We start from the raw sequence: 4,120 nt of genomic DNA, 5'->3' as shown, positions 1-4,120 counted from the left end.
CTATCTATCCTGTGGATTAAGTCAAAAGAGCCTCAAGATTAAGACTTTCTGTTTCAAAAGTCACCTATATCGTGTGATTCTATGGTCAAAAAAGGCACCGGAGTGCCTTATAACAAATCAACAATTACACGTAAAAATGAGTACTGTCCTAATCATATTTCACGCTTTCACAAGATTTATCAACAACCTATTGATAAGTCGTCACTAGGCTATTTTCCTCGCCAAAACCATTGGCAATGTACTGGTCAGCGCTAGGATCGTTAACCCATTGTTGGTCATCCAACAAGTAACGAAATTGAAATTCAGCATCTTTAGGCAAACGGGTTTTAAATTTAAAACTATTACTTTTCGCCACCTTTTTCATCGGTTCTGGTTGCCAGTCAAGAAAGTCCGCCACTATCGCAACATTGCCAGCCGTATCTGGGGCGTCCACTTCAAAGGTCACTTCGACTTCTTCTTTTGTTTTAAAAAAACGTTTATTGATCATCACAAACTCCATCTCTGTATAAAAAACATCCTACCTAGTGAATCATAAGAAAATAGACTCACATCCACAACTCTAAATAGTAAAAATTCCGCCGCCGAACCACTATATTTATAACCTCCGTTGAATATTCACCCCTCTTTACAGCATTTTAAATGAGCGTAGAATCCACCGCGCTTTCTATTTTCCCCTATTTTCAATAAGGTTATCAATTATGTTTGCCGTATATGAATCCTATAAAGCCGGTCTGCTACGACCAAAACAGTGGCTAAATAATATCAGTGCAGGTTTGATTGTAGGGGTTGTCGCTCTGCCACTGGCGATGGCATTCGCTATTGCTTCTGGCGTGAAACCGGAGCAAGGGATATACACCGCCATTATTGCAGGCGTTATCGTTTCACTGTTTGGCGGCTCGCGAGTGCAGATAGCCGGCCCAACGGGCGCTTTCATCGTGATACTCGCTGGAATTGTTAGCCAGTATGGGGTCAGTGGGTTGCAGATAGCCACTATGATGGCCGGTGTGATTCTATTGGTTCTGGGGGTCGCAAAACTCGGTAGCATCATCCGCTATATTCCTGACCCCGTAATCGTCGGCTTCACCAGCGGTATCGGTGTCATCATCTGGGTTGGGCAATGGCAAGAATTCTTCGGCCTCCCCAAAATCGAAGGTGAGCATTTTCATCAAAAATTAGTGTCTATTTTCCATGCCTTTCCGCAGATGGATTGGGCCACCACAAGCCTTGCATTATTTTCACTCGCGCTGGTTATCTTCGGCCCTAAGATCCCGAAGCTCTCGAAAGTGCCAGGGCCACTGCTTGCTCTCGTCACAGTTACCGTGTTGCAATATTTTGTTGGCTTTGAAGGGATCCGCACGATTGGATCGGCTTTTGGAGGCATACCTCAAGGACTGCCAGAGTTTTCGCTTCCAGAAGTTAGCTTCTCTCAAATTATTCTATTGATTGGCCCTGCTTTTGCGATTGCCATGCTAGGTGCGATTGAATCATTGCTTTCTGCGGTGGTCGCCGATGGTATGGCGGGCACCAAACACAACTCAAACCAAGAATTAGTCGGCCAAGGTATCGCTAATATCGTGGCTCCTCTCTTCGGTGGTATTGCAGCAACAGGCGCCATTGCACGTACTGCAACCAATATACGCAACGGGGGGACAAGCCCACTTTCGGGCGTGGTGCACTCGCTCACTCTGGTCATTATCCTTATTGCACTTGCACCATTAGCCGTCAATATTCCACTGGCAGTACTCAGTGCGATTTTGTTCGTCGTAGCATGGAATATGAGTGAAGTTCCCCACTTTATTAAATTGGTTAAACGTGCACCCAAAGCCGATGTGGTTATTTTGTTGCTAACCTTTGGATTAACCGTGTTTGCTGACTTAGTTGTCGCCGTCAATATCGGGGTGATCATCGCTACCCTTCACTTTGTAAAACGCATGGCATCTAGCGTTGAAGTGAAAGCCAGTACACACCATGAACTCAGTGCTGACCTGCTTCGTCATGGTCAAACTCAGTTACCAAGAGAGCTCGCCGTTTACGCCTTAGAAGGCCCATTTTTCTTTGCTGCAGCTGAAACCTTTGAGCGTGTGATGAGCAGCATTCAAGAGCAGCCAGAAATTTTAATTATTCGCCTTAAATGGGTTCCATTTATGGACATTACCGGCCTGCAATCCATTGAGGAAATGATCGAAAACTTCCACAAAAAGAATGTGCAAGTGTTGATCTCTGGTGCAAATACTCGTGTTGCAATGAAACTGAAAAAAGCGGGGATTGTTGATTTGGTCGGTGAAGATAATTTCTTTAGTCAATTCGATGATGCGCTTAGCGTTAGCCTACAACGTTTGAATATCAGTACAGCTCAATAGAGCTCATTGGACCTATACATTTTTGGCCTTTAGCCTCCGGTTAAAGGCCTTTGACTGACCCATCCCTCTTACCTTAACCACCCAATTTTCCGCAACCCTCCTTAACTCTTTTTAAAACGCACGCCTCAACCACCAACAGATTATTAACCAATGCAACAATAACAAAACAAATGACCGTATTATCTGAGAATGACAGCTCTTTTGTTTGAATACTTAACCTTTGTTAATGAATAGTATTGCAAGCCATTTTAAAAATAGATATTCTTGCCTGCAGTGACTAAATAGAGCTATTTAGTGCATTTTTATGCCACCAGTTGGTGGCTATTGACCCGCAGTAATACGAGACACGACATGCAAGATAACGCTCAAACTATTGAAGCTCCTGTAGCACCAACACAAAGTAGCTTTTGGATGTTTTTCATCCCTTCGTTAATTGGTCTATTTCTGTTTATGGCGCCAATTAGCTACCAAGGTGACTTAACCATTCCAGTTGCCGTCCTTGCTAAATCTATCCAAGCTATTTTGGGCGATTACCTTGTTGCAATAGTGACAGTGATCATCGCCTTTATGTCTGCAGCTTCTATTTTATGTAAAATTTTTCAACCTGCATTTATTACAAAGAGTCCTTTCTTAAATGGGCTTTTTAATCCATCGGCTCTTTGGTTAGCCGTCCGTGTATTTGGTGGTATCGCCGTCATCATGACATTTTTCCAAATCGGCCCTAAGGCTATCTGGGAAGAAAACACTGGCGGTATGGTTCTTGAGGGTTTATTGCCCACTTTATTTTCTGTATTTATTTTTGCAGGGCTTTTGCTGCCTTTACTGCTTAACTTCGGGCTACTGGAGCTATTTGGTAGTTTATTAAGCAGAATCATGCGTCCAGTTTTCAACCTTCCAGGCCGTAGCGCAATCGACTGCATGGCTTCTTGGTTGGGCGACGGTAGTGTCGGTATTTTGCTGACCAGCAAACAGTACGAAAGCAAATTCTACACACAGCGTGAAGCCGCTATTGTTGGTACAACGTTTTCTGCCGTTTCAATTACCTTCAGCTTAGTCGTTATTGCGCAAGTTAAGCTAGAGCATCTGTTCCTACCTTTTTATGGCACCATTTGCCTTGCAGGCTTTGTTGCAGCGATCATCATTCCTCGCCTGCCACCATTAAGTTTCAAAAAGAACACTTATATTGATGGTACCTCTCCAGTTAAAGATGCCGATGCAGTTCCAAGCGGCCATACCTCGTTCTCATGGGGGATGGAATTAGCACTGGCGAAAGCAAGCCAAGTTAAATCTGCAAAATCGATCTTCGCTGAAGGCATGCGTAATGCTGTTGATATGGTGTTTGGTGTGCTACCTGTCGTGATGGGCTTGGGTACTCTGGCTCTGATTGTTGCAGAATACACCTCTGTATTTTCTGTATTGGGCCAACCGTTTATTCCTTTTCTAGAATTACTTGGTGTACCAGAAGCGGTTCAAGCATCTCAAACCATTGTGGTCGGTTTTGCGGATATGTTTATTCCCGCGATTCTTGCAGCTTCCATTGATAATGAAATGACGCGTTTCGTGATTGCGGCCATGTCAGTGACTCAGTTGATCTATATGTCTGAAGTGGGTGCATTAATGTTAGGCAGCAAAATTCCTGTCAACATACTTGAGCTGTTTGTCATATTTATTCTGCGTACGCTCATTACACTGCCAGTGATAGCTGGTGTAGCACATCTCATTTTTTAGTAAACAATGCAGCAGTAACGGCACTAATAACA

3 protein-coding genes are annotated in these 4,120 nt (G+C 43.8%); 2 read left to right on the top strand and 1 reads right to left on the bottom strand.

Features of this window, described 5'->3' with window-relative positions; genetic code table 11:
- Positions 1–187 precede the first annotated feature (187 nt).
- Positions 188–487, bottom strand: a complete 300-nt coding sequence (locus AACQ21_RS04990) for an isoamylase early set domain-containing protein (protein WP_026027568.1) — start codon at positions 485–487, stop codon at positions 188–190.
- 211 nt (positions 488–698) lie between these two features.
- Between AACQ21_RS04990 and AACQ21_RS04985 the strand changes: the two genes are divergently transcribed.
- Positions 699–2,360: a SulP family inorganic anion transporter gene (locus AACQ21_RS04985; protein ID WP_105976569.1), complete on the top strand. Its 1,662-nt coding sequence runs from the start codon at positions 699–701 to the stop codon at positions 2,358–2,360.
- 351 nt (positions 2,361–2,711) lie between these two features.
- Entirely contained in the window at positions 2,712–4,088 is a 1,377-nt protein-coding gene (locus AACQ21_RS04980) for a YjiH family protein (RefSeq protein ID WP_105976568.1), read from the top strand.
- Positions 4,089–4,120 lie beyond the last annotated feature (32 nt).

This window comes from Vibrio sp. V01_P9A10T6, assembly GCF_963877065.1.
In the GTDB taxonomy this organism is placed as follows: domain Bacteria; phylum Pseudomonadota; class Gammaproteobacteria; order Enterobacterales; family Vibrionaceae; genus Vibrio; species Vibrio anguillarum.
Note: the sequence above shows the minus strand (reverse complement) of the source record. Positions and strands in the feature narration are given on the sequence as shown.

Bases quoted from the DNA above. Each gene is read 5' to 3' on its own strand.
- AACQ21_RS04990 (WP_026027568.1), bottom strand. From the start codon at position 487: ATGATCAATAAACGTTTTTTTAAAACAAAAGAAGAAGTCGAAGTGACC.
- AACQ21_RS04985 (WP_105976569.1), top strand. From the start codon at position 699: ATGTTTGCCGTATATGAATCCTATAAAGCCGGTCTGCTACGACCAAAA.
- AACQ21_RS04980 (WP_105976568.1), top strand. From the start codon at position 2,712: ATGCAAGATAACGCTCAAACTATTGAAGCTCCTGTAGCACCAACACAA.